Annotated in this window: 22 protein-coding genes; 12 read left to right on the top strand and 10 right to left on the bottom strand. The window is 61.1% G+C overall.

Annotation, left to right across the window (positions count from 1 at the left end; genetic code table 11):
* Positions 1–8: 8 nt before the first annotated feature.
* The 9 genes from HX899_RS16640 to HX899_RS16600 form a co-directional block, all read right to left on the bottom strand.
* Complete coding sequence (locus HX899_RS16640; protein ID WP_348647916.1) at positions 9–251, bottom strand: type II toxin-antitoxin system RelE/ParE family toxin; 243 nt, start codon at positions 249–251, stop codon at positions 9–11.
* 60 nt (positions 252–311) lie between these two features.
* On the bottom strand, positions 312–587 hold the full coding sequence (locus tag HX899_RS16635; RefSeq protein WP_138333086.1) for a type II toxin-antitoxin system ParD family antitoxin: 276 nt from the start codon (positions 585–587) through the stop codon (positions 312–314).
* A gap of 117 nt (positions 588–704) precedes the next feature.
* On the bottom strand, positions 705–1,973 hold the full coding sequence (locus tag HX899_RS16630) for an MGH1-like glycoside hydrolase domain-containing protein (protein ID WP_181292855.1): 1,269 nt from the start codon (positions 1,971–1,973) through the stop codon (positions 705–707).
* 19 nt (positions 1,974–1,992) lie between these two features.
* Positions 1,993–3,051, bottom strand: coding sequence for an ABC transporter ATP-binding protein (locus HX899_RS16625; protein WP_181292854.1), 1,059 nt, complete (start codon positions 3,049–3,051; stop codon positions 1,993–1,995).
* Between the two features lie 13 nt (positions 3,052–3,064).
* Entirely contained in the window at positions 3,065–3,922 is an 858-nt protein-coding gene (locus HX899_RS16620) for a carbohydrate ABC transporter permease (RefSeq protein ID WP_138333080.1), read from the bottom strand.
* Positions 3,919–4,770, bottom strand: coding sequence for a carbohydrate ABC transporter permease (locus HX899_RS16615; RefSeq protein WP_138333078.1), 852 nt, complete (start codon positions 4,768–4,770; stop codon positions 3,919–3,921). Before HX899_RS16615 ends, HX899_RS16620 begins: the two co-directional genes overlap by 4 nt.
* Before the next feature lie 72 nt (positions 4,771–4,842).
* Positions 4,843–6,117 (bottom strand): ABC transporter substrate-binding protein, encoded by a 1,275-nt coding sequence (locus HX899_RS16610; RefSeq protein WP_181292853.1) that lies wholly within the window; start codon positions 6,115–6,117, stop codon positions 4,843–4,845.
* Between the two features lie 42 nt (positions 6,118–6,159).
* Positions 6,160–7,170 (bottom strand): LacI family DNA-binding transcriptional regulator, encoded by a 1,011-nt coding sequence (locus HX899_RS16605; protein ID WP_181292852.1) that lies wholly within the window; start codon positions 7,168–7,170, stop codon positions 6,160–6,162.
* Positions 7,171–7,316: 146 nt separating this feature from the next.
* Positions 7,317–7,640: an antibiotic biosynthesis monooxygenase gene (locus tag HX899_RS16600; protein WP_138333073.1), complete on the bottom strand. Its 324-nt coding sequence runs from the start codon at positions 7,638–7,640 to the stop codon at positions 7,317–7,319.
* A gap of 366 nt (positions 7,641–8,006) precedes the next feature.
* Between HX899_RS16600 and HX899_RS16595 the strand changes: the two genes are divergently transcribed.
* The 9 genes from HX899_RS16595 (at position 8,007) to HX899_RS16555 (ending at position 19,548) form a co-directional block, all read left to right on the top strand.
* Positions 8,007–9,821 (top strand): bifunctional diguanylate cyclase/phosphodiesterase, encoded by a 1,815-nt coding sequence (locus tag HX899_RS16595; RefSeq protein WP_138388969.1) that lies wholly within the window; start codon positions 8,007–8,009, stop codon positions 9,819–9,821.
* 84 nt (positions 9,822–9,905) lie between these two features.
* Entirely contained in the window at positions 9,906–10,865 is a 960-nt protein-coding gene (locus tag HX899_RS16590; RefSeq protein ID WP_171597976.1) for an HD-GYP domain-containing protein, read from the top strand.
* Positions 10,866–11,138: 273 nt separating this feature from the next.
* The gene (locus HX899_RS16585; RefSeq protein WP_138388968.1) at positions 11,139–12,149 is read left to right on the top strand and encodes a LacI family DNA-binding transcriptional regulator; all 1,011 of its coding nucleotides are present in this window, start codon (positions 11,139–11,141) and stop codon (positions 12,147–12,149) included.
* Positions 12,150–12,196: 47 nt separating this feature from the next.
* A complete protein-coding gene (locus HX899_RS16580; RefSeq protein WP_181292851.1) occupies positions 12,197–13,486 on the top strand; it encodes a sugar ABC transporter substrate-binding protein in 1,290 nt (429 codons plus the stop codon).
* A gap of 71 nt (positions 13,487–13,557) precedes the next feature.
* Positions 13,558–14,490: a carbohydrate ABC transporter permease gene (locus HX899_RS16575; protein WP_180195408.1), complete on the top strand. Its 933-nt coding sequence runs from the start codon at positions 13,558–13,560 to the stop codon at positions 14,488–14,490.
* The gene (locus HX899_RS16570; protein ID WP_138333065.1) at positions 14,483–15,376 is read left to right on the top strand and encodes a carbohydrate ABC transporter permease; all 894 of its coding nucleotides are present in this window, start codon (positions 14,483–14,485) and stop codon (positions 15,374–15,376) included. Before HX899_RS16575 ends, HX899_RS16570 begins: the two co-directional genes overlap by 8 nt.
* 2 nt (positions 15,377–15,378) lie before the next feature.
* Positions 15,379–17,079: a glycoside hydrolase family 32 protein gene (locus HX899_RS16565; protein WP_171597911.1), complete on the top strand. Its 1,701-nt coding sequence runs from the start codon at positions 15,379–15,381 to the stop codon at positions 17,077–17,079.
* 13 nt (positions 17,080–17,092) lie between these two features.
* Entirely contained in the window at positions 17,093–18,139 is a 1,047-nt protein-coding gene (locus tag HX899_RS16560) for an ABC transporter ATP-binding protein (protein WP_181292850.1), read from the top strand.
* A gap of 398 nt (positions 18,140–18,537) precedes the next feature.
* Positions 18,538–19,548, top strand: coding sequence for a DUF4105 domain-containing protein (locus HX899_RS16555; protein ID WP_181292953.1), 1,011 nt, complete (start codon positions 18,538–18,540; stop codon positions 19,546–19,548).
* A gap of 138 nt (positions 19,549–19,686) precedes the next feature.
* On the opposite strand, the gene HX899_RS16550 is transcribed toward HX899_RS16555, so the two are convergent.
* A complete protein-coding gene (locus HX899_RS16550; protein ID WP_181292849.1) occupies positions 19,687–20,553 on the bottom strand; it encodes a helix-turn-helix domain-containing protein in 867 nt (288 codons plus the stop codon).
* 99 nt (positions 20,554–20,652) lie between these two features.
* Between HX899_RS16550 and HX899_RS16545 the strand changes: the two genes are divergently transcribed.
* The 3 genes from HX899_RS16545 to HX899_RS16535 all read left to right on the top strand — a co-directional run bounded on the left by HX899_RS16545 (position 20,653) and on the right by HX899_RS16535 (position 23,920).
* Positions 20,653–21,969 carry an alpha-glucosidase/alpha-galactosidase gene (locus HX899_RS16545; protein WP_181292848.1) on the top strand — a complete coding sequence of 439 codons (1,317 nt, stop codon included), beginning with the start codon at positions 20,653–20,655 and terminating at the stop codon, positions 21,967–21,969.
* A gap of 200 nt (positions 21,970–22,169) precedes the next feature.
* Positions 22,170–22,964 (top strand): DeoR/GlpR family DNA-binding transcription regulator, encoded by a 795-nt coding sequence (locus tag HX899_RS16540; protein ID WP_138388963.1) that lies wholly within the window; start codon positions 22,170–22,172, stop codon positions 22,962–22,964.
* Positions 22,961–23,920: an N-acetylglucosamine kinase gene (locus tag HX899_RS16535; protein ID WP_138388962.1), complete on the top strand. Its 960-nt coding sequence runs from the start codon at positions 22,961–22,963 to the stop codon at positions 23,918–23,920. Before HX899_RS16540 ends, HX899_RS16535 begins: the two co-directional genes overlap by 4 nt.
* Positions 23,921–23,945 lie beyond the last annotated feature (25 nt).

Here is a 23,945-nt window from a genome sequence, read left to right as displayed (position 1 = left end):
ACCGTTTGCTAATTGTCGTCGAAGCTGACGTCCTGGCCGCGATGGAAGACACGCAGGATAGATACGATGTTCTCTGCCACCACAAACGCGATGCTTGCCTTGCCGCGATACCCAACGACGCGCAGTCCCGGCCGCAGGTCGTCACGCGCGGCGCCCCGCTCGGGAAACGTCTCAAAGCTGAGGCAGTAATCCACAATCTTACTGACGTAGTTGCGAGCCGTCTCCGGCCCGGCCTCGTCTATCAGATACACCAGCAGGGTTTCGAGGTCGTCGCTCGCCTCGGGCGCAAAAATAACGGTTCATGCCCTGCGTTATTTCTTGGCGTGAGCGGCTATACGGGCATCGAGCCGCTGGCGAACTTCCTCGGCGGAAAGGGCGCGCTCGGGGTGGGCTTTCATTTCGTCATAGGTAGGCAGGACCTCATCGCGTAGCCATTTTTCAACGGCGGCGTCGCGGGCGGCCAAGGTGCGTAGGCCGTCGCGGATAACTTCGCTCTCGGTCGCATATTCGCCGGAGCTGACTTTGGCCTTCACCATTTGCGCCATTTCCAGCGGGAGGGTGATGGTGAGAGGTTGGGTTGTGCGCATGGTGTGTATCCTCGTTATCTCCTTATAGCATGCCGTATGATTAAATCATACGCTTTACATATAAGCGATCCTTGGAGCGCTGATCGCGAAAATTGCTTGTTAGGCGCGACACCACGCTCAGGCAGGGTCTACGCCTCGCTCAAGCCACAGATACGCAGCAGCCGTCCAGGAAAAGCCGAGGCCGCCGCAGCCTTCGCCGGTGACGGGGTCGAAATATTCGGCGAAACCTTCCGTTTCGATCGCCGTGACAGTGGATTTTCGCAGCTCTTCGGAGGCATCCGCATGGCCATTGCGTTTGAGGCCGTTGATCAGAAGCCAGTTTATGATCGCCCAGGCGGGGCCGCGCCAGTAACGCTTCGGTTCCCAGCTTGCGCTGCCGGGCTTGGTTGTGGGGAAGGCGACCTTGAGGCTCTTGGACCAGGCCCTCATCTCGTCAACCAACGCATCCGCGATCGGCTTTTCGAGGTCTAGTGAGAGTAGGGGGATGAAGCCGGCTTGAGTCGCGGCCTCTATATCCTCGCCGGAGACGAGATCGCGCGAGACGAAGCGTGACAGGGCGGGGCGCCACTGGGCGAGGATAGCCTTGCGGGTCAGCGCATTCAACGCGGCGATCTCGGCGACATCGTCCATCCGGCCAAACTCGCGGGCGAGGGCTTCCAAATCTTCGCCGGCCTTGAGCAGGATGGCGGTCGTCTGGATCTCCGCGACCTTGAACGGTGCCTTTTCCCATTGTTTCGCCGGATCCCAGCCGCAAGCGGCATAAGTATCGACGAGATGGATGAAGCGGTGGTAATCCTCGTCGCGCGGACGCATGTCGGCATCGACATGGCCGGTATCCTTGCGCACGACGGGGGTATCGGTGGTGGTGGGTACACGAGCGAGCGCGATGTCCCAGGCGGGAGAATTGTCGCTGCCGCTTTCCCAGGGATGCAGGAGTGCGACGAGGCCGGTGCCTTCGGGGTCGCGCGCCGAGTACCACCAGCGATGCCATTTCAGCGCCGCTTCGTAGAGGGGGAGAGTGCGCGCCTCGGCATCCTTGCCGGCGGCCTCATACAGCTTGCGCAGTGCGATCGCGAAGACCGGCGGCTGGGTTATGCCAGAAGTCGGGGTCGTATGCTTCGTACGCCAGACGTTCGGCCCCGGGAAATAGGTATCGCTGGGCGCGTGGAAGACGATATGCGGGATCATCCCGTCCGCCCACTGGCCCTCGACCAGCCGCTCCAGCTCCCGATAGGCGCGATCGGTATCGTAGAGCGCAAAGCCCATGGCGACGAAGGCGGAATCCCAGTTCCACTGGAAGGGATAGAGCCGGTCGGTCGGCACGGTATAGCCGCCGCGATCGTTCACGGCGAGGATGCGCTTCGCCTGGTCGATATGCGTGTTCATTCTGGATGCTCCGGTATTCTTAGGCCAGGACGGCCGGAAAGGACTTGCCGCTTTCGGGCGAAAGCCAGGTAATGCGTTTCTGGTCGAGCTTCAGGCCGATCGTGTCGCCGCTCTTCACGGTTTCCGAGGCCGGCAGGATGACACGGACCGGCTGGTCGTGGATCGAGCCGGTCAAAAGCAGGTGCGAGCCCATCGGCTCGGCAACGCGCACCCGCATTTCGAGGCCCTGTGGCAGCGGCGCGAGTTCGACTGCCTCGCCGCGCAGGCCGAGAATCACCTCATTGCCGGAGCCCTGCGGCGCGGCAAGCCGCTCGGCGCCGGCTGCAACCTGGCTGTTCGTGACCGGCACCTTGATGAAGTTCATCGGCGGGTTGCCGATGAAGCCGCCGACGAAACGTGTCGCCGGGTGATTGTAGATCTCGACCGGATGGCCGACCTGCTCGACCACGCCGCCATGCATGACGGCGATGCGGTCGGAAAGGCCCATCGCTTCCGTCTGATCGTGGGTGACGTAGATCGTCGTGGTCCCTGCCGATTGCAGCACCGTCTTGAGTTCGGTGCGCATTTCGAGGCGGAGCAGCGCGTCGAGGTTCGAAAGCGGCTCATCCATCAGGAGAACCTTCGGTTCGACGGCAAGGGCGCGAGCGACGGCGACGCGCTGGCGCTGGCCGCCGGAAAGCTTGTTCGGGTAGCGGTCGAGATATTGCTCGATATGCAACAGGCCGGCGGCCTTCTCGACCTGCGCCTTCACGCGTGCGTCGTCGGCCTTCTGCATCCGCAGCCCGAAGGCGACGTTTTCGTAGACCGTCATATGCGGAAAGACGGCATAGTTCTGGAAGACCATCGCAAGGCCGCGATCTCTGGGCGCAAGGCCGATCACCGACTTGTCGCCGATACGAATATCTCCCGATGTCGCCGTCTCGAGGCCGGCGATGATGCGCAGCAGCGTGGTCTTGCCGCAGCCGGACGGGCCGAGCAGCGAGACGAATTCGCCGTCGTTGATCGTCAGCGAGACCTCTTTCAGCGCCTGGAAGGCTCCGAAGCTCTTGCGAATGCGGTCGATGACAATATTGGCCATATCTCTGGTCCCGTTATTTGGAGGAAATGCCCCAGATCGCGAAGAGGTAGCGCCTGACCGCGAAGATGAAGACAACCGAGGGAAGGATGAGCATCAGGCCCCCGGCAAAACGGTAATGCATCGGGCTTTCCGAAAGCACGGTGAGCAGGTAGGCGGTCAGCGTGCGGTTGCGCACCGTCAGCACCGAGGCGGCAAAGACCTCGTTCCACGAGATGACGAAGGCAAAGACCGCGGTTGCGACGATGCCGGGAAGCGCCAAGGGTGCCACCACCTTGAAGAAGGCCTGGATGCGGGTGCAGCCGAACACCCAGGCGGCTTCCTCCAACTCCTTCGGCACGCCGAGGAAAATCCCTTGCGTGACGAGTGCCGCGAAGGGCAGCGCCAGGACCGTATGGATGAGGCCGACGCCGACGATCGTATCGTAGAGGCCGAGCCGGATGAAGGAGACCGTCAGCGGCAGCGCCAGGATTGCCAGCGGAAAGGCGCGGGTCAGTAGAACCAGAAGGCGGTAGCTGTCCTTGCCGCGGAAATCGTAGCGGGCGAGCGCGTAACCTGCCGGCGCGCCGAGCAAGATTGAAAGCGCCACAGTGATGCTGGCTGCCCCCAGCGAATTGAGGAAGGACTGGACGACGCCCTCGGTCTTCAGGAAGAGAATGAAGGGCTCCAGCGATATGCCCGTGGGAAGCCCGGTCTTCGGCCAGATGTAGACGCCCTGCCGACCGCCAAGCGCGCCGAGCGCGACCAGATAGATCGGCACCAGCACCCAGGCGCAGAGTGCGGCGATGCCGCTCCACAGCAGCCAGCGCCGCGAGGAGACGAAGCCGGCGGCTTTGGGTGTGTCTGCGGCCGTGCTGATGGTATCCGTGGTCATGGCAGGCGCTCCGGATCGACCTTCAAGACTTTCAGATAGATGAGCGTGGCGGCAAGCGAGATGATCATGATCAGCACCGCATAGGCGGCAGCGACGCTGTAGTTCTGGTTCTGGTTCTGCCAGTTGTAGGCCTCGCCGACGAGAACCGGAAAATTGCGCCCGCCGAGCGCATAGACCACCGCGAAGACTTCGAAGGCGAGCACGGTGCGCAGGATGAGAGCCGATTGCAGGGCGGGGCGGATCAGCGGCAGGGTGATGCGCCAGAAGCGCGTCCACGGGCCTGCGCCGAAAATTTCGGCGGCCTCCCTGAACTCCTTCGGCACCTGGTTGAGACCGGCGACGATGATGACCATGACGATGGCCGTGCCGCGCCAGATTTCGGCAACCGCAATGGCGATGAAGAGCGCGACCGGCGTCTGGTAGGAGAGCCAGCTTGCCTGCCTGCCGATGATGCCGAGACCGAAGAGCAGCGAATTCAGATAGCCGGTATTCTGCAGGATCGACAGCCAGACGAGACCGGCGGCGAGGTCGGAAATGCCGAGCGGGATCGTCCAGATCCACAGGATCGTCTCGCGCCCGCGGCCGACCTTGGCGACCATCGTGCCCATGGCAAGCGCAATGGCGATCTGCACCGGCACGACCGCGATCGTCAGCAGGAAGGTATTCTTCACCGAGCGGGTGAAATTGATGTCGGTTACCATGCGCTCGGCATTCGCGAGCGACAGCGCGCCATTGTCCGAAACCGCCAGCCAGATCGTCTGCACCAGCGGCACGACGAAGAGCAGCGCCAGAAAGGCGACGGATGGCAGGATCAGCAGATAGGGGATCCAGGGTCGGCTATTGGTCATCGGCTCCGGCCTTGACGAGCAGAGTGTCGGAAGAGCGCCCGGGCATTCCGCCCGGACGCTTCTCAGGTAGATTTATTCGACCGGGCAGGGGCCGTCGCTCTTGGCATCGGGCGCCCAGCAGGCAGCCTTCGTATCGGCCATCAGCTTGGCCATCGTCGCGCCCTGGGTCTTCAGCACGTCTGCAACGGGCTCGTTCTGCAGCACGATGCGCTGGAAACTGTCCATGTAGACCTTGTTGAACTCGCCGCCCTTGTCGCCGAGACCGACTGGGAGCAGCGAGATGACCGCGTCCTTGGAAGCCTGGGTGGCCGTGACCGCACCGGCAAGCAGGGCGACGCCGGCATCGAGATCCGGCGGCAGCTTGACGTTGAGGGTCGGGAAGAAGCCGACCTTGGAGGCGGTCAGGAGCTGCGTGTCCGGCATGGACAGGTGTTCGATGATCTTTTCTGCGCCGGCTTTGTCAGGCGCGCCCTTCGGAATGGCGAGACCCGCGACGACAGGCATGTAGCCGCGACCTTTGGGACCCGCGGGGGCGGGGAAGACGACATAATCATCCGGTGCAGCGGAAATGGCATTCTTCAGACGGGCGATATGATCCCAGGCGACCATGACTTCGCCGGCAGCGAGCGGCTCCTGCATGAAGTCGTAATTGGTCGAGTTCGGTGTCACATGGCCCCACAGCGCCTTCAGCTTTTCCCAGCCGGCGGCAGCATCGGCACTCTGGAAGGTGCGCACGACACCGCCGGTGAAGGACGGGTAGAAATAGCCCTGGAAATAACGCGCCATCAGCCCCTTCGGGCCGGCCGGGAAACCGATCTGCGGCTGGCCCGTCGCCTCCTGCATATTCTTGCCCCACTCGATCAGTTGATCGTAGTTCAGCGCGTTCACGTCGGCGCCGGCAGGCAGGTATTGCAGCGCTTCCTTCTTGGCAGCCATCACATAGGTCGCCTGCATCCAGGGGATGTACTGCTGGGTCGACTTGCCGAGCTTGCCAAGGTCGAGCAGCGACTGTGGCATGCCGCTCGCGGCCAGCTTGTTGGCGAGATCGTCGAGCGGCTCGAGCGTGTCCTTGTCGGCAAGCGGCGAGAGCTCGCCATGCAGCGCACCGACGAGGCTAACGGTGTGTTTGCCGGCCTGACGTTCGGCCTCCATGCGGACGGCAAACTGCGGCGGCTCCTCGACCACGTAATCAACCGAGCCGACGTCCTTCAGCAGCTCCTCGCGCACGACGGTCGCCTCCTCGATCGGACGAAGCTGGGTGGACACGAAAACCGTCTGGGCAAGCACAGGCGAGGCGAAGGCCAGCACGGTGGAAGCCAGAATTCCAAATGACATGATATGTTTCATCTTCTCCTCCTTCATTGTTCTTTGTTTGAGATGCACTGCTGTCTATGCCGCCCTAAGCGGACGGCGGTGGCTGTCGCGATCGACGAATTCGATCGCGTGAAGCTCCTGGAGTTCTTCGGCAGGCTCGCCTGCAATGGCGCGCAGCAGCAGCGAGGCGAAGCTCGCGCCGAGGTTTTCACCGGTCATGCGCATGGTCGAGAGCGGGGGGCTGGTGAAGGCGCCCATCGCCAGGTCGTCATGGCCGACAATGCTGATCTGGTTGCCGCCATCGAGCTCGCGTAGCGCCCGGAGTGCCCCGATCGCCATTTCGTCGGTGGCGCAAACGAGTGCGGTCGGACGCGAGGGTTGGCGCAGAAGTTCGAGTGCTGCGAGATAACCGCCCTGTTCCAGCGGCGCGCCTTCGGCACAAAGGTCGGTGGCAAGGCCGCATTCCTCCATCGCCGCCCGCCAGCCGCGGCAGCGGTCATGTGCAAAGTAATATTCCTGCGGGCCGGCGATGTGGCCGATGCGGCGGTGGCCGGCGGCATGGAAGCGCAGCGTCGCGGCCCGGAATCCGGCAAAACCGTCGCCGTCGATATAGGGATGGGGCAGCAGGCTTTCGGTGCGGCCATTGGTGACGAAGGGAATGCCGCGCGACTGCAGGAATTCGACGCGCTCGTCTTTCCGCTTGGTGCGGACGAGAAGCATGGCGTCGACGCGGCGGCCATCGACGAAGCGGCGGCAGATGTCGAGCTCGCTCTCGCCGCGCGGCACCGGCGCAATCACCAGATTGAGGCCGGCGGCGGCAAGGTGTTCGGCACAGCCGGACAACATATCGAGGAAATGCGGAGGACCGATATGGCCGGGATCGCTCGGCAGCGTGACGGCAACCAGTTCGGCGCGCTGCCTGCGGAGGCGGCGGGCCGAAGCATTCGGTCGGTAGCCGACCTTGTCGGCAGCCTCTCGAACCCGTTCGCGCGTGGCGGCCGACACATCGGCATAACCGTCGAGCGCACGCGACACCGTGGTGATCGACAGTCCCAGCGATTGCGCGAGCTGTTTGAGATTCGCCAAGATCTTCCTCCCGAGGTGAGAAAAAGATTCTCCAAAACGTTTTGGGAGTCAAGCCAAAACGTTTTGGATTCGTGCCGATGTCGCGCGCATTGATCTTTCAAGACGGAGCAGAGACGTCACAGAGATATGCGAAAGGGCGGGGGTTCTCAGCGCAGCCTAGGCGGGACCACTATCTTATGTATCTGGATACGCTCGGGAAGTTCGCAAAGTAGTTCTGCATCTCGCGCCAGATGATGAACCTGCTCCGGATCACCTTTCGTAAACGCCGTCATCGATTGCATGTCGGCCCAGTAGGAGATCGTCGTGAACCATGTTTCATCCTTCCGATCTTCGCGCAGCAATTGGACGCCGATCGCCGTCTTTAGCAGTGGCGGAACTCCCTCAGCGCGATTGTAAGCTTCGTATTCATCAGCAAATTCCGGCTTCGTGCGGCCGCGCCAGATACGGGCGATAGTTGGAACTTTCGTCATGTTCTGCTCTCCGTGACATCTGAATGAAGCAAGCCGACGGTCGAGGGCGTCTGCCTCAAACGGCATGGGCACCGTCGAACAGGGCGCCAAGCCCGCCGATCAGAGGCGCCCCGGGCATGCGCCCACTCGGGCATCACACCCGTTCACAGCCCGGAACGTCTGTTCCACGAGCAAAGGAGATGAGTCCCACGATCGATCGTTCAAGGCCTCCGTGAGCCGATCGACCGGTCTGGACCTTCTACCCCGCTTGGGGGCTGGGTCGCTGATGGCTCGCGAGTGCGTTCATTCGATCAAAATCTAATCAACGGCGTAACCTGATTTGAAAGTCGGTTTGGTACGGAGGGTCTCCTTCCGGGAAGTGACGTCATGATCCTTGAGTTGCAGAATGCCATTCTGGAAATGATTGCCAAAGGGGAACCGCTGGCAACAACGATCGAGCAACTTTGCCTCAGGGTCGAGGCCGTCGTTCCTGGGATCACCGCTTCGGTGCTGACGTTCGACGGGAGCCGTCTTCACACACTTGCTGGACCCTCCCTTCCGCCTGACTATTCAGCGGCTGTCGACAATCTTGAAGCCGGACCTCTTGCGGGCTCCTGTGGTGCCGCTGCCTATTCTGGAGAAGCGGTCGTTGTCACCGATATCGAGACCGATCCTCGTTGGCAGGACTTCAAGTCTCTGGTTCTTCCGCTAGGGTTGCGGGCTTGCTGGTCCAGCCCGATCAAGAGCGGCGAGCGGGTGATCGGCACCTTCGCCTTCTATTATCGAGAACACGGCGCTCCGAAGGCCGTCGAACGGGACCTCGTCGAGGCTTGTGTCCATCTTTGCACAATCGCCATCGATCGCGAAGAACGGGTGATGGAACGTCAGCGACTGACATACAGCGACGCTATGACGGGACTGTCGAATCGTGCTCGTTTCAACCAGCTTCTCGCCGAAGATCTGCCTCGATCCCGGCGCGCCTGGGGCATCTTGCTTGTTGACATCGACAACTTGAAACTGGTGAACGACACGTTCGGGCACGCAGCCGGCGACGCATTGATTCAAGTGGTTGCAGACCGGATCTCCGCGACAGCAGGCGCCAAAAACACGTTCAGGCTTGGTGGAGATGAGTTTGCTGTCATTGTATCGGACGACAAAGACCTTGATCTGAATGCGAGGGCATCCGCCATCCTCGAAGCACTGTCCTCTCCTTCAACGTGCGACGGCCATGTCGTCTTTCCCGCCGCGACGATTGGCGGCGCGTTGGCAGAGACCGAAACAAACCCCGATCAGACCCGCCAGAACGCCGATGTGGCGCTCTATCATGCGAAGGAACACAACCGTGGCCGGTACGTGCAACACTATCCCGGCCTGGGCACCGCCCTCACCAGACGCTTCAGGGCGGTTCGGGACGTGGGCATCGCCCTAAAAGACGATCGGATCGACGCGCATTACCAACCGATCTTGCGCCTGGATACGCGGGAAATTGTTGGTTTCGAAGCCTTGTGTCGAATGACCACGCCTTCCGGCCAAATCATAGCAGCAGCGCATTTCCATGAGGCGACGAAAGACGCGCATATTGCTGCTGAGCTGACCCAACGGATGTTGCTGAGGGTTGCGAAAGACATCCGCAGCTGGCTCGCCCGAGGCCTTCCTCTCCAACATGTCGGCATCAACCTGTCCGCCGCAGATTTTCGTGGCGGCAATCTGCAAGACAGGCTGTGCCGAATTTTCGGGGACGCGGAGGTTCCTCTCAAGCACATCATCCTCGAAGTGACGGAATCGGTTTATCTCGGACAACGGGACTATGTCGTAGCGGACGAGATAAAGGCTCTTCGGTCCAAGGGCTTGCGGGTTGCCCTCGACGACTTCGGCACGGGCTACGCGTCTTTGACCCATCTGCTGACGGTGCCGGTCGACATCATCAAGATCGACAAGTCCTTCATCGACCGCATGGTGCCGGGCGACGCTGGGACCTTCATCGTTGAGGGCCTGATCGGAATAGCTGACAAGCTGGGGATCCGGGTCGTCGCAGAAGGGATTGAAACAGAACCCCAAGCTGTTCAATTGAGCCAGCTCGGCTGCAAGCTCGGACAGGGCTATCTGTTTTCGAAAGCAGTCGATCGAACGGTTGCCGCGGCCATTTTAGAGCAGCATGGACAACGGCTCAACCAAGACAAGACCCGTGCCGGAGCCCTATAGCCTGAGCGAGGTTTTCGCGCTCGGGCCAGCCCCGGATACCTGAGACAACGCTTGAGTACCAAGATTATTTTGAACGGATCAGAGATGCGAAAACGGATACATGTCAGCCAATTGCGGGTAGGAATGTATGTCGAGGACGTCGAGATTGAGGGAGAAGACAGGACACGCCGGTTCAAGCCGTTCCTGATCTCGGCCGCCGGTCAGGTCGAGAGTTTGATGGCAAACCGCCTGATGACTGTTGTTATCGACGTCGGAAAAGGCGCGGATGTCGATCCGGGCGGGGCACAGGACATCGACCGGGCTGCGTTTGACACCCAGCTTCGTGCCGTGTTTTCGGCGAAGGATATCAAGCAGGCGAGGGAATGCGTCGAGGATACAAGACCGCAGATCCGCCAAATGCTTGCCCACGCCAGGATCAAAGCTTCTTTCGCCAGTGATGCGGCAAGCGCAGCTGTGGAGCGGATCATGTCGGCAGCCTTCGACAACGCCGGCGCGCTGATCGCAGTCGCAAAGCTGAAGGAAAAAGATGAGCTGACGTTCCTCCACTCGCTGGCGGTAAGCGCGTTGATGATCACCCTAGGGCGCAGCCTCGGTCATGGAGAAGAGGATGTGCGGGTATTGGGACTCGGCGGACTGGTTCACGATCTTGGAAAAATGGCGCTCCCGGACGAAATTTTGACGAAACCCGGTAAACTGACGGCCGAGGAAATGGATCTTGTCCGCGGGCATCCTCAGCGGGGATATGAGCTGGTTTCCCATGTCGCGCATGTCCCGAAGCCGGTGCTCGACATTTGTCGCTACCACCATGAAAAGTTCGATGGCTCGGGCTATCCTGGCCGGCTCGCAGGAAAGAAGATCCCTTACGTCGCCCGGCTTGCGGCGATTTGTGACGTTTACGAAGCGCTGACCACAATCAGGCCGTATAAGCGCGCCTTCTCGCAAGCGGAGGCGATCAACATGATGATGAATTCGCCGGGCCATTTCGATAGCCAGCTTCTTTCCGCATTCGTGTCAAAAATGGTGATCAGCGGCACGCTCCACTAGAGCCATCATTTACCGGACGGCGCGTCGTACCGGCCAAACGTCACTTGTAACTCCGCTCGGATCGGCGGTCATTTCGGCAGCAGAGGCAACCCCGACCAGCGCCGGGCAGGCCAAGCGCTGATCGTCTACAGGGGGTAAAGATTGCGCGCCGATAGGGGGCAGTTTGTGCGCCGATTGACAGATAGGTGTTCGGAACGCTGAGCAGTGCGCGTAAAAAGCCGCTTGACAAAACGCGTCCGCCACGACTATTGGGTAATCGATCACCCAAGGAGGATGGTGAGGATCGTGGCAGCATCTCTTTCTGACATCGCGGAACGTGCGGGCGTCTCGGTAAAGACGGTTTCCGGCGCATTGCACGGCGGCTCCGCCCGCATGTCGGACGATACGCGCCAGAAGGTCAAAGCCATTGCGGAAGAACTCGGCTACGTGACCAACCTTGCGGCGCGTGGCGTGCGTCAGGGCTGGCTGCCGCTGGTCGGAGTCGTCTCCGACGGCCTAATCACTTCGCCCTTCGCCACCGAGATCGTGCGTGGCCTCGACGGGGCGGCCCGCAGCGCCGGCATGGCGGTCTTTGCGGTCAACCACCGCAGCGGCCAGTCTATCGGCTCGGTGCTCGACGAGGTGCAGCAGTTCCGGCCGCGCGCCGTTGCTTATGCCGCCATGTACCACAAGGATGTCGCCCTGCCGGACAGGTTGGCGGGCGCCGTCGGCGTCATGATCAACTGCCGCGAGGCTGCCGGCCGCGTCACCGCGCTGGTGCCGGACGAAGAGGGCGGCGCGCGGGAGATCGTGCGTTATCTCCTCGTCGCCGGCCGCCGCCGCATCGCCTTCATCAACCTGCCGGGCATTCTCGCCGGCACACTACGCGAGACGGGGTTTCGTGCGGCGCTTGAGGAGGGGGGCATCGACCCCATCGGCGTTCTGCCGGCGGTGCGCCGCAGCGTCTATAGCGACCGCGCGCCAAGCCTTGTTGCCTCTCATGTGGAGGCGCTTCTGAAATCCGGTCAGCGGCCTGACGCCATCTTGTGCGGCAATGACCGCGTGGCGATGGAAGTCTATGCGGCGCTTGCCCGTGCCGGCCTTCGCATTCCGGATGATATCGCGGTGGCAAGCTTCGACAACCAGGTCGAGCTGGCCTCGCGGCTGGACCCGCCATTGACGACGATGGCCCTGCCGCACCGCGCCATGGGCCGCCTTGCCATGGAGATCCTCCTGGCCGAGCAGCCCGAACCGCCGCATCTGCATAAACTGCCGTTCCATCTGGTCGAACGGGCATCCGTCTGAACATCGAATAGTGCCAAACAGGAGGAGAATACGAAATGAGGATTTTAATGGGTAATCGTTTACTTTCCGCACTCCTAGCGTCCGCTGCCCTGGTCGCGACCGCCGGTTTCGCCGAGGCGAAGACCGTCATCCACGTCATGCACCAGGGCGATCCCGGCTGGGTGAAGGCCTATGGCGACGTTGCCACCCGCTTCGAGGCCGCCAATCCCGATGTCGACATCGAGATGATCTACGCGCCGCACGATGCCTATAACGAAAAGTTCAGCGCCGCCGTCATGGCCAAGCAGCTGCCCGATATCATGGAACTCGATGCTCCGTTCCTCGCCAATTATGTCTGGTCCGGCTATCTACAGCCCGTCAAGCCGCTCATTGACAAGGACCTGCTCGATGACATGACGGATTCGAATATCGCCCAGGGCACCTATCCGATCGACAAGGACCTCTACGCGATCGGCCTCACCGACTCCTCGGTCGTGCTCTACGGCAATAAGAAATATCTTGAAGCCATTGGCGCCCGCATTCCGAAATCGGTCGATGATGCCTGGACCCGCGAGGAATTCGAAGGCTATCTCGAAAAGCTTTCCAAGCTCGAAGGCGTGAAGTGGCCGATCGACACCTTCCGAGGTTACGGCATCAAGACCGAGTGGATCACCTATGCCTACGGCCCCCTGCTCGAAAGCGCCGGCTGCGACCTGATCGACCGCAAGACTTGGAAGGCCAGCGGCACGCTCGATGGCGAGGCCTGCGTCAAGGCGCTGACGATGATGCAGGACTGGGTGAAGAAGGGCTGGGTCGTACCGACTTCGTCGGGCACCAACCAGTTCTACGCCGAAGGACAGCCGGCCGCGCTCGCCATGGGCGGCCACTGGTTCTACGCGGAGGCATCGGCAGCGATGAAGGACAATATCGTCGTCATGCCGCTGCCGAAGATCGGCGACAAGGGCGTGAGCCCGAACGGAACCTGGATCTGGGGCATTTCCGCGACCTCGGAAAACCCTGAGATCGCCGGCAAGTTCCTGAGCTTCCTGCTGAAGGACAAGGAATACAGAGAGTACGCCGAGACCCAGTCCGCCTATCCGGGCCTGAAGAGCTTCGCCGCCGAATCCCCGCTCTATGCGGAAGGCGGTCCGCTCGCCGTCGCCTTTGAGCAGGCTTCCAAGACCGCGATCGCCCGTCCGCCGCACCCGGCCTATCCGACGATCACCTCGGCCTTCATGCAGGCCGTCGACAAGATCTTCAACGGTGGTGACGCGCAGGAAGCGCTGACGGCCGCCGCCAAGAAGATCGACGAGGATATCGAGGACAACGCCGGCTACCCGCCCTTCGAGCAGCAGTAAGGGGTTTGACGGGGCCGGCTCTCCGGCCGGGCCTGGACTATCTCGGGAGGATGACCGATGAGGAGGAAACAATGACTTTGCAACAGACCTCCACGCCCGCTTTGCGACGTCCGGCGAAACGCCGCGACAACCAGCGGCTCTGGCAGGAAATGGCGATGATCGCGCCTGCCTTTCTGCTTATGGCGATATTCCTGATCACGCCGTTCCTCTTGTCCTTCTGGACGGCGATGACCAACCAGCCGCTCGTGCCGCGCCCGACGCCGGTACGCTTCGTCGGCCTCCTGAATTTCGAGCGCGTCTTCACCGATCCGCTGTTCTGGACCTCGCTGTGGAACGTCACGCGCTTCACCGTCTGGGTGCTGCCGCTGCAGTGCGGCCTCGCCTTCCTGACCGCGCTACTCTTGCATCAGAAGCTGCCGATGCAAAACCTGCTGCGCGGCCTGTTCTTCCTGCCGGCGATCACCTCCATGGTGGTGGTCTGCGTCATCTGGGGCACGCTTTTCCAGTACCCGAGCGGCCCGCTCAACCAGATCGTCGGTTTCCTTTCCGGCGGCACGATTCAGCCGATCGACTGGCTCGGCGACCCCAACTGGGCGATGTTCTCCATCGTGTTGCTTTCAGCCTGGCAGGCCTATGGCTTTCAGATGATCATCTATCTCGCCGGCCTGCAGGGCATTCCCGAAGAACTATACGATGCCGCCCGCATCGACGGGGCAAGCGCGCTGCGCCGCTTCTGGCACGTCACCATGCCCGGCCTTCGCCCGACCCATGTCTTCGTGCTGGTCATCACCACGATCCAGGCCTTCAAGCTCTATACGCAGGTGGCGATCCTCACCCAGGGCGGCCCGAACGAAAGCACCGAAACCGTTGTCCACTATATGGTGCGCGCCGGCTTCGAGGAGCAGAAACTCGGCTACGCATCGGCCGTGTCCGTCATCCTCTTCGTCATCGTTCTTCTGATCGCGCTCCTGCAACGCAAACTCCTGAGGCGCTTCGATGTCTGATCTCGCTTTGACCCAGCCCGTCCCGCTGGCAATCGCAAGGGGCAACGGCAAGAGAAGCCTGCGCATCGTGCAGAGCCTCTGCATCCTGGTCATCGCGCTGGTGATGATCTCGCCGCTGTTCATGCTGCTGATCGCCAGCCTGAAGGACGACCGCTTCCGCATTCTCGCCGACATGGGCAGCTTCCGCGCCTTCTGGGTCAGCGACCCGACGCTGTCGAACTACAAGGAGATCGCCCATTTCTCCGGCGAGCTGGCCTATGGCCGATATCTCTTCAATTCGCTGGTGATCCTCGTCGCCACAGTCGTCTCGGGACTGGTCGTCAATTCCATGGCGGGCTTCGTTCTCGCCTGGGGCTCGCTGCGCGGCAAGGCGGCGCTCTTGGCGCTGATCGTCGCGCTCTATGTCATCCCGCAGGAAAGCATCATCATGCCGCTCGTCGTCATGATGTCGCGGGCGGGGCTGACGGATACCTTCGCGGTGCAGATCCTGCCCTGGGTGGCAAGCCCGCTCTATGTCTTCCTCTTCTACCAGTTCTTCGCGCAGCTGCCGAAAGAACTCTATGAAGCGGCGGAAATGGACGGCGCATCGGCCTTCCGCATCTACCGGTCGATCTACATGCCGCTCAGCCTGCCGGCGCTCGCCACGGTCTCGATCCTCATGGGCATCGAAAGCTGGAACCAGTATCTGTGGCCGACGCTGGTCACTCAGACCGACTATGCTCGGCCGATTGCCGTCGCCATCGCCACCTTCTTCGGACAGGACAGCATCTACTGGGACCGCGCCATGGCCGCCTCGGTGCTGATGATGATCCCGGTCCTCATTCTCTATCTGGCTTTCCAGCGCTGGTTCGTCAGTTCATTCGTCGGCTCCGCCGTGAAAGGTTGATCATGTCTCTGCAGGCAAAATCCGAAACGTCAGCACCTGAAACCATTGAAGCGGAGCTGCCCGAAGGCACGGTGCTGCATCTCTGGCTGAAGGCGCGCCATGCCGGCGGCGAGGCGAAGCTCTTCGTCGCCGTTGATGGCAACGACATCGGCGAGCCCTCGACCCGCCGCACGGGGGAATTTGAGTTCTTCGCTGTGACGCTCGCGAAAGGCGGTCGTGCCACGCTGTCCTATGATGCGACAACCACAGCGCTCTCAGTCGCTTACGCCTTCCGGCCGGAAACCGTGATGAAGGAGGGCATCCGCGTCCTGCACAGCGATGCCCGCACCGCCGCCCCCGACGTGCCCGACAGCTACCATTTCCGCCCGCCCTTCGGCTGGATGAACGATCCGAACGGGTTTGGACGGTTCGGCGGAAACGCTCACCTCTTCTACCAGCACTATCCTCATGAGCCGCGCTGGAACACTATGCACTGGGGGCATGCCGTCTCGAAGGATTTCGTCCGCTGGAGGCATCTGCCCATGTTCCTCTTCCCGGCGGCGCATCTATCGGAAAAGGACGATGGCCGCGGCGGTGCCTTCTCCGGCTCGGCGATCCCCGGCGCCGGCCCGGAAGGCGAGGAGATCCGCGTCTTCTACACCGAGCATGTTCGTGACCGGCAACCGGAAGAGCAAATCCAGCTTTCCGCGGTCAGCCGCGACGGCATCGTCGCCGGGCCGTCGGAAATCGTGATGCCGCTGCGCCCGGAAGGCTTGAACCTCACCACCGATTTCCGCGACCCCTATGTCTTCAAAGGCCCGGACGGGCGCTGGAAGATGCTGCTCGGCAGCCGCGACAGGCAGGGCGGCGTCGTACTGCTCTATGAAACCGCAGACGCGCAAGGCGCCGATGGCTGGACCTTCCTCGGTATCCTCCATCGTGAGGACGGTTTCGGCATGACGGCGGCGGAATGCCCCTGCATGGTGCCGCTTTCCGGCAAAAACGCAGAAACCCGCTGGGCGCTGATCTTCGGTCTGCTCACCAGCCGCGACCCGGCCACCGGCCGCCGCAACCTCACCTCCGTCACCGTCGGCGGTTTTGATGGCCGCACCTTCACCGCGGAGTTCGTGCAGGAGTTGGATTTCGGTTCGGATGCCTATGCCTTCCAGGCTTTCGTCGATGGCGACGAGCCGGTCGGCATCGCCTGGCTCGCCAACTGGACGGATTTTTCCAAGAAGGACGACTTCCCGACGACCATGACCCTGCCGCGCCGCGTGCTTCTCGACGGCGACACCGTGCTGACCCCGCCGGTCGCAGCCGTCGAAAGCCTGCGCCATCAGTTGCTTGATGACACCGCGCTTGCCGCTGGCAAGACCGTGCCGCTCGGCACCGGCGCCGTCGAGATCGTACTTGATCTCACCGAGCCGGGCGCCGCCTTCGATCTCACCTTCGATCATCCGGATGTCGATCTAGGCGTGAAACTCGATGCCGATGGTCTGGCGATTGTCTTCGACGCTCGCACCGGTGTGACGCCGCCACGTTACGTCGCCGCCGGCGCGAAACCGTCCAGCCTGCGCATCTTCCTCGATGCCGGCTCCATCGAGGTCTTCGCTGACAACGGCCGCTGGACGGGGTCCAAACGCATTCCGGGCTTTGCCGCCGCACGTTCGGCAACGCTCACCGGCGCCGTCGCCGAGGCCGGCGTCTGGCAATTGAAACTGTGAGGGCGGACAGACAATGGCATCGGTAGCAATCGACCGGGTTCTGAAGCAATACGGCGCGGCCTCCGTTATCCACGGGGTTTCCGCGGATATCGAGGACGTTGAGTTCGTCACGCTCGTCGGGCCGTCCGGCTGCGGCAAGTCCACGCTTCTGCGCATGCTGGCGGGGCTAGAGGATATCAGCGGCGGTGAAATCCGCATCGACGGCCGCGTCGTCAACGACGTCGCGCCGAAGGAGCGCGATATCGCGATGGTGTTCCAGTCCTACGCGCTCTATCCGCACATGACGGTGCGCGAAAATATGGGCTTTGCCCTGAAGCTGCAGGGGCGCGATAAGGCGACCATCGACAAGCTGGTGAGAGAAGCCGCCGGCATTCTCGCACTTGAACCCCTGCTGGAGCGCTTGCCAAAGCAGCTTTCCGGCGGCCAGCGCCAGCGCGTCGCCATGGGCCGCGCCATCGTACGCCATCCGAAAGTGTTCCTCTTTGACGAGCCGCTGTCCAACCTCGACGCCAAGCTGCGGGTGACCATGCGCAGCGAAATCAAGGAGCTGCATCAGCGCCTTGGCACTACCATCGTTTACGTCACCCACGACCAGATCGAGGCGATGACCATGGCCGACAAGATCGTCGTCATGCGCGCCGGCCGCATCGAGCAGATCGGCAAGCCGCTCGATCTCTACGACCGCCCGGATAACACCTTCGTCGCCGCCTTCATCGGCTCGCCGTCGATGAACCTCTTCGAGGGTAGCGTCAGCGACGGCGGCTTCCGTATCGAAGGCGGTGTGTCCCTTCCGCTTCCGCCACAATTGAGCCAAAGCGCGGCGCGCACCTACGGCATCCGCCCGGAAGACCTCGACATTGCGGAGACGGGCATTCCGGCCACCGTGCTGACTGTCGAGCCGACCGGTGCGGAGACCCATCTTTCGGTGCGTGTCGGCACGCAGACGGCAACCATCGTGCTGCACCGGCGGCTGGATATAAAACCCGACCAGCAAATCCACGTCGCGCCCAAATCCGAGAAAATCCACCTCTTCTCCGCCGAAGGCAGTCGGATAGGCTGATCCCTCGGCGCCTCCCGCTGAGCCGCGTCCGTCATTTGACGGGCGTGGTTCGGTGCCGGTGCCATCCAGCCTTGCGACGTCTTAGTTTTGAGTGTTCGCCCCTTCAGTTGATCGAATTGGCCAATTGCGCGGCAATCTGTTGCCGCGGTTCGAATCTCTTCAGGAGCCGCATGCGATCGGGAGGTCAAGTGACTTCATCTGCGCTGGCGGTTTCCATGAAGAATATCTTGGTTTTGTCATACCTGCTGGCACCGTCGGTCACGCCAGCGGAATTCAAGCCATACCAAAATGGAGGATCCGGCGGCCTGTCGCTTCGGATAGGTTCTGGGCTTCGTGTCCGGAAACCGATAGGGTCCAACGATCAGGACGAACGCTTCAAACTCGTTTGGAAAAGCAAAATGATTCGACCGGCCCGTGCGATCGTCATTGCAGTGCTCGTCTTGCTTGTCGTCTTTGCATCGGCTTGGTCGTCGCTGGCGCTTTGGTACCGCTTGCCGTTGCCCGAGGTCGGCAGGCAAGCCAGCGCCATCTTGTTCGGGCTTTTTGGCGCCGCCGTCGTCGTGGCGCTCTTTGGCAGAAGGCGCTTTCGTGCGGTCCTCGCGTTTGGGGCCGCGTTCGTCCTTGTCCTCGTCTGGTGGAGCACTATCGAGCCGCAGGCAAATGGAGCGTGGGCTCCGGACGTCGCTCGTCAGGTCACGGGCGAATTCGACGGTGATCTGTTGACGCTGACAAATGTCCGCGATTTCGAGTGGCGCAGCGCCACCGACTTCACGGAACGATGGACGAAGCGCAGTTATGACCTGAACAAGTTGAAGACCGTCGACATGTTCATGTCGTACTGGTCAGGTCCGACCATCGCGCATGTCATCATGAGCTTCGGCTTCGACGACGGCCGCTATCTGGCGTGGTCTATCGAAGTGCGTCGCCTTTCTGGAGGCACGTTCTCGCCGCTGGCGGACCTCTTCAAAAACAGCCCTCTAGTCATCCTCGCCGCAGACGAAAGAGATGTGATCGGCCTCCGCTCCAATTTTCGCGGTGAGGACGTCCAGATCTACCGCCTGAGGGCGTCGCCTGCAGCTGCGAGGCTTCTTCTGCGCGAGTACGTCTCCGACGCAAACGCCCTTGCGGCCACGCCCGCCTTCTACAATTCGCTGACGACCAACTGCACGACGACCATCGTCAAGATGATGCGCGTCGCAGGCGACGCCGTGCCGATGGACTGGCGCCTCGTCGTCAACGGATACCTGCCGGAATACGCCTATGACCGGCGCGCGCTGGACACCTCGGTTCCCTTGTCGCAACTTCGGTCGGCCGCACACATCGCTGCAAGGGCGCACGACGACGGTCTTTCGCCGATTTTTTCGCAGGCCATTCGCGTCGGCGTCCCGTCGCCGCAGGGCGCGTTGTGACCGGGGATGATCTGGGAAACAGGCTGAGGCCGAAGCCGTAACACGTGCCGACCAGGCGATCATGACGGCGAAGAGAACGTTGCCTGGTAGACGCACGCTAGTCGAACAGATCAAATAGTTTTTCCGGCGGACCATTCGTCAAGGCGCCGGAGTGTTCTTGGAGTTCACCGCTTCTCGGAAATGACGGGGGGTCGTCCCCGTGCGCTCCTTGAAAATCTCGTAGAAGCGACTGCTGGAACCAAACCCGCATTCAAAACCGATCTGGAGGACCGGATCGTCCGTATCCGTCAGTCGCTGCATCGCCCGGGCAATCCGATGTCGGGTCAGGTATTCGTTGACTGATATTCCCAAAACCTTTCGGAAAGCGCTGTTGGCGGTGCTTGGATGCATGCCAGCGAGTTTTGCGAGATCGGCTACACTCACCAGATCTGCGTAGCGGGAATTGATGAGGTCGATCAGCAGCTCGACGTGTCGCACTGCCTGGCCGGCCAACGATGTCGGAGAGACATGGGTTGGCGAATTGTCGCTTTCAGCATTGTCCAGGATCAGGCGTCTTATTCGCAGTCGTGCTTCCTCCACGACCAATTTCCGTCTTGCCACACTGCCGCACTGCCATTCCTTTTCCCATCGTGGGAGGGTCAACGCATCCATCGTTTCCTGATTTGCCTGCGCCAGAAATCTCCCCTGCATGATCGACTGCCTTGCTTTCCTGTCCACCGGCAGACCCAGGAAATCGATAAGGGGAAGATAGACGCATACCAGCGGCGCGTTTTCGCTAACAGCGATCGTCTGATGCGGAATTGCGGCCCAGAATAAAACCAGGCGACCGGCCTCCACCTGTTCCTGCCTTCCATTAAAAAGGTAGGTCATCCGGCCTGCCATGAGCAGGTTTATTTCAACGTGGTCGTGCCAATGCGGTGCGGCCATCGCATCAGCGATGTGACGCTCGATCAGGAACTCCCCTCGGGATCCAATCCATTCGCCGCGGCTTTGGAGATGTTTCATGTGTCTGAGACTCGAATTCCGGAATTAATAGGCCGATGTCAGGAAGAAATTCTGATCTAGAAGGAGCAGTAAGCAATCACAACCGATAGGGAGATTGCAATGCCGAAGATTTGCCTGGTAGGCGCTGGTAGCACCGTTTTTGCACAGAACATTCTGGGAGATGTCCTATCCTCGCAGAGAGGCGGCGACTACGTCATCAGTCTCTTCGATATTGATCCAGAGCGACTGAAGACGTCAGAGATCGTCGCTCGCCGGATCTGCGAGTCGCTTAAGCTTTCAAACGTCAGGATCGACGCCACGCTCGACCGGCGAGAGGCGCTGCGCGGGTCTGATTTCGTCATCCTCATGATGCAGGTCGGTGGCTACAAACCGGCTACCGTCACGGACTTCGACATTCCAAAAAAATACGGCTTGCGTCAGACGATCGCCGACACCCTTGGCATCGGCGGCATTTTCCGCGGTTTGCGGACGATACCAGTCCTTGAGGCGATCTGCCGAGACATGCAGGAGGTTTGCCCGCAGGCTCTTTTGATGCAGTACGTCAACCCGATGGCCATCAACTGCTGGGCGATCAAGGATCTGGCCCCGGAAATCCGCACCGTCGGCCTGTGTCACAGTGTGCAGCATACAGCCGGGCATCTCGCGCAATGCCTCGGAGAGGACATTGCCGACGTGAACTACGTTTCGGCTGGCATCAATCACGTCGCCTTCTTCCTGAAATATGAGAAAGTTCATAGCGATGGACGGCGGGAAGACCTTTATCCGAGACTGAACGCTCTCGCCGCCGATGGCCGCGTTCCGCCGGACGATCGGGTGCGGTTCGATGTGCTCAAACGGCTCGGCCACTTCGTCACCGAATCCAGCGAGCATTTCTCCGAATATACCTCCTGGTACCTCAAGGAGGGACGAGGGGATCTGATCGATCAGCTCAATATTCCGCTGGACGAATACATCCGGCGCTGCGAAGTGCAGATCGAAGAGTGGCATGCCCTGCGCAAAGAACTGGAAGGCGACAAACCGATCGAGGTGTGCCGCAGCAATGAATATGCGGCCGGCATCATTCATGCCGCGGTCACTGGCAATCCGGCGCTGATATACGGCAATGTCCCAAACAACGGCCTGATCGAGAATCTGCCCGATGAATGTATTGTGGAAGTGCCTTGCCATGTCGACAGAAACGGAATTCAACCGGTCCGGGTTGGTCGGATCCCCTCTCAGCTTTCCGCCGTCATGAACTTGAGCGTTTCCGTTCAGCAGTTGACGGTCGAGGCGGCTCTTACAAGAAACCGCGAGCGCATCTACCAGGCCGCTCTGCTCGATCCGCACACGTCTGCGGAATTGTCTCCAGACCAAATCTGGAACCTTGTCGACGACCTGATCGACGCGCACGGCGATTTGTTGCCGAGATATCAGTGAGATTCCGCGGGTAAGCCAGCCACAAGCACTAGTGCCGATGGCAGTTCATTCGTTTTGGACGCGCGGTGAATTCACGGCGCGTCTTTTTTCATTTCCAGATTTCATCCAATAAATCAAAAAACGTCAGAAAATTGATTGACACTGATCATTTGAAATGAAAAAGTGACCGAAATTGAGATCGATCGCGAGGGAGGTTTTCGTTGAGCCAGGCAGTCGGAGTGAAGGTCGATCGGCTGGATGCCATTCGCAGCCACCTCTACGCGAACGGCTTTTCGACCATCCAGGCGCTTGCCGATGCGATCGGAGCATCGCTTGCCACGGTTCGTAGAGACCTGCAGATCCTTGAGCAGGAGGGCGCCATTGATCGTGTGCATGGTGGAGCGCGCATTGCCGAAGGATCGTCGGTTGAGGTCGCATTTCAGGAGCGCGAAAAGCGCCATCTATCGGCCAAACGGGCGATTGCCACCGCGGCCTACGACCTGCTTCATCCGCGTACGGCAATCTTTCTCGACGCGGGAACCACCGTCCTGCAGCTTGCGCGCCTCGTTCGCATCAACCCCATGCCGCTCAGGATATTCACCAACGGCCTAACGGTAGCGCAGGAATTCCTGAATATTCCGAATTTGGAAGTGGTGCTTCTCGGCGGTCAGCTGCGCAGCGAGAATGCGTCGCTTGTCGGACCTCAGGCGGAGGCAATGCTGGAAACATTATGGTTCGACCAGCTCTTTCTTGGCGCCAGCGCCATCAGCTCCGACGGTGCGATCTACAGCGTGGACAGTGCGGAAGCGAGCCTCAACCGGCGCATGCTGGCTCGGTCGGCCAATCGTTTCGTCCTGGCCGATTCCTCGAAATTCGGAACCATGGCGACTTACAAGGTCGCGCCGCTGGACACTGCGAAAGTCATTACCGATTCCGGGCTTTCGCGGCATTGGCGCGAGGAACTCGTCAACTTCGGCGTCGACGCAACAATCGCGGATCTGAGGGCGAAAGAGTGAGCGACGCGCTGATCCTCGGCATCGACGGTGGCGGAAGCAAGGTGCTGGTTGCCCTCGCGGACAAGCGTGGGCGGATATTGCGGCGTTCCCGCGGCCATGGGGTCAATCCCATGGACAATCCGAATTGGCTCCAGGAGCTGGAGCAGCATCTCCTTCCCTTTCGCGATGAAGGAAATCTGGCGGCCGTCGCCGCAGCACTGCCCGCCTACGGGGAGGTCGAACGCCTTTCGGCTCTACAGCGGGATGCGATCGAGCGCCTATTCCCAAACGTCCACCGGCGCGTCCTCAACGACGTCGACGCGGCGCACCTCGGTGCTTTTGCGGGCGAGCCGGGTATCCTCATTCTTTCCGGCACGGGTTCAATGGCATGGGCGCGCAATTCCAAAGGCCAGTCGGCGCGGACCGGCGGCTGGGGAGATCTCGTCGGTGACGAGGGCAGCAGCCATTGGATCGGGCAGAGGGCGCTCAATCTCGTCAGCCAAAGCTTGGACGGGCGCGCTCCGGCAACAGCTCTCGCAACGGCTCTGTTTGACCACCTTGGCATCGACTTGAGCAATCCCATGAATGGGCTCGGCGATTGGGCCAGCTCCCTGGCGAATGCACGGGCGGACATTGCAGCAATTTCGACCCTCGTCGATCAGATCGCACTTGGCGGCGACAAAGGAGCGGTCGGCTTGATCGAGCAGGCCGCCGATGAACTCGCGAAGCATCATAAGGCAATTGCCGGCCACTGTGATCCGGATGCCGACTGGACCTATGCCGGCGGTACTTTTTCGAGCCGGCTTCTTTTGGAGGCGCTTGAACGGCGAATCGGCAGGCCTACGGTTTTGCCGAAACTTCCCCCGATTGGCGGCGCGCTCCTGGCTGCCGCCCAACTTCTCGACTGGCCGTTGGACGACGGCTGGTTCGGGCAAATCGTGGCCACGGCCGAAGGCGGTGACCGCACATCCCAGTGAATTGAGCTCAAGAATAATGAAGGAT

It is taken from the genome of Rhizobium sp. WYCCWR 11146, assembly GCF_013591995.1.
Lineage (GTDB): Bacteria > Pseudomonadota > Alphaproteobacteria > Rhizobiales > Rhizobiaceae > Rhizobium > Rhizobium indicum.
The sequence above is the reverse complement of the archived record's forward strand: the minus strand, read 5'-3'. Positions and strand labels throughout refer to the sequence as shown.

Excerpts from the sequence above, each read along its gene's own strand:
- HX899_RS16590 (WP_171597976.1), top strand. The coding sequence starts at position 9,906 with ATGCGAAAACGGATACATGTCAGCCAATTGCGGGTAGGAATGTATGTC.
- HX899_RS16560 (WP_181292850.1), top strand. The coding sequence starts at position 17,093 with ATGGCATCGGTAGCAATCGACCGGGTTCTGAAGCAATACGGCGCGGCC.
- HX899_RS16595 (WP_138388969.1), top strand. The coding sequence starts at position 8,007 with ATGATCCTTGAGTTGCAGAATGCCATTCTGGAAATGATTGCCAAAGGG.
- HX899_RS16570 (WP_138333065.1), top strand. The coding sequence starts at position 14,483 with ATGTCTGATCTCGCTTTGACCCAGCCCGTCCCGCTGGCAATCGCAAGG.
- HX899_RS16625 (WP_181292854.1), bottom strand. The coding sequence starts at position 3,051 with ATGGCCAATATTGTCATCGACCGCATTCGCAAGAGCTTCGGAGCCTTC.
- HX899_RS16620 (WP_138333080.1), bottom strand. The coding sequence starts at position 3,922 with ATGACCACGGATACCATCAGCACGGCCGCAGACACACCCAAAGCCGCC.
- HX899_RS16630 (WP_181292855.1), bottom strand. The coding sequence starts at position 1,973 with ATGAACACGCATATCGACCAGGCGAAGCGCATCCTCGCCGTGAACGAT.
- HX899_RS16565 (WP_171597911.1), top strand. The coding sequence starts at position 15,379 with ATGTCTCTGCAGGCAAAATCCGAAACGTCAGCACCTGAAACCATTGAA.
- HX899_RS16585 (WP_138388968.1), top strand. The coding sequence starts at position 11,139 with ATGGTGAGGATCGTGGCAGCATCTCTTTCTGACATCGCGGAACGTGCG.
- HX899_RS16615 (WP_138333078.1), bottom strand. The coding sequence starts at position 4,770 with ATGACCAATAGCCGACCCTGGATCCCCTATCTGCTGATCCTGCCATCC.
- HX899_RS16550 (WP_181292849.1), bottom strand. The coding sequence starts at position 20,553 with ATGAAACATCTCCAAAGCCGCGGCGAATGGATTGGATCCCGAGGGGAG.
- HX899_RS16580 (WP_181292851.1), top strand. The coding sequence starts at position 12,197 with ATGGGTAATCGTTTACTTTCCGCACTCCTAGCGTCCGCTGCCCTGGTC.
- HX899_RS16610 (WP_181292853.1), bottom strand. The coding sequence starts at position 6,117 with ATGAAACATATCATGTCATTTGGAATTCTGGCTTCCACCGTGCTGGCC.
- HX899_RS16545 (WP_181292848.1), top strand. The coding sequence starts at position 20,653 with ATGCCGAAGATTTGCCTGGTAGGCGCTGGTAGCACCGTTTTTGCACAG.
- HX899_RS16555 (WP_181292953.1), top strand. The coding sequence starts at position 18,538 with ATGATTCGACCGGCCCGTGCGATCGTCATTGCAGTGCTCGTCTTGCTT.
- HX899_RS16600 (WP_138333073.1), bottom strand. The coding sequence starts at position 7,640 with ATGACGAAAGTTCCAACTATCGCCCGTATCTGGCGCGGCCGCACGAAG.
- HX899_RS16635 (WP_138333086.1), bottom strand. The coding sequence starts at position 587 with ATGCGCACAACCCAACCTCTCACCATCACCCTCCCGCTGGAAATGGCG.
- HX899_RS16575 (WP_180195408.1), top strand. The coding sequence starts at position 13,558 with ATGACTTTGCAACAGACCTCCACGCCCGCTTTGCGACGTCCGGCGAAA.